Source organism: Photorhabdus viridis, from assembly GCF_040256935.1.
Taxonomy (GTDB): Bacteria; Pseudomonadota; Gammaproteobacteria; order Enterobacterales; family Enterobacteriaceae; genus Photorhabdus; species Photorhabdus viridis.
In genome coordinates this window covers 1-223 of record NZ_JBEJZY010000575.1, presented here as the reverse complement: position 1 = coordinate 223, position 223 = coordinate 1, and the positions used below count along the sequence as shown (strand labels likewise).

Below are 223 nucleotides of genomic sequence, written 5' to 3'. Positions count from 1 at the left end.
CTCACTCGCCAGAAAGGTCTGCTGAAAAATGGTCTGCGCGACTGGCAATTATTGGCAGAGCAGCCCGCGACGCTGGGCGATAACCTGCGGCAAGGCACGGCGTTGCTCTCCCGTTATCGGCCCAAAAAGGGGCAGCAGGTTTATCAATATCAGGCGGTATTCCTGCTGGATGAGAAAAAAACGCTGATTTTCACCCTGTCATCCCAACAGGCGTTCACTGATG

The 223-nt window shown here is 54.3% G+C and carries 1 protein-coding gene; it reads left to right on the top strand.

Going from position 1 to position 223, the window contains the following annotated elements; genetic code table 11:
* A partial coding sequence (locus ABR397_RS25745; RefSeq protein WP_350307960.1) for a DcrB-related protein occupies positions 1-223 on the top strand: 223 nt, incomplete at both ends.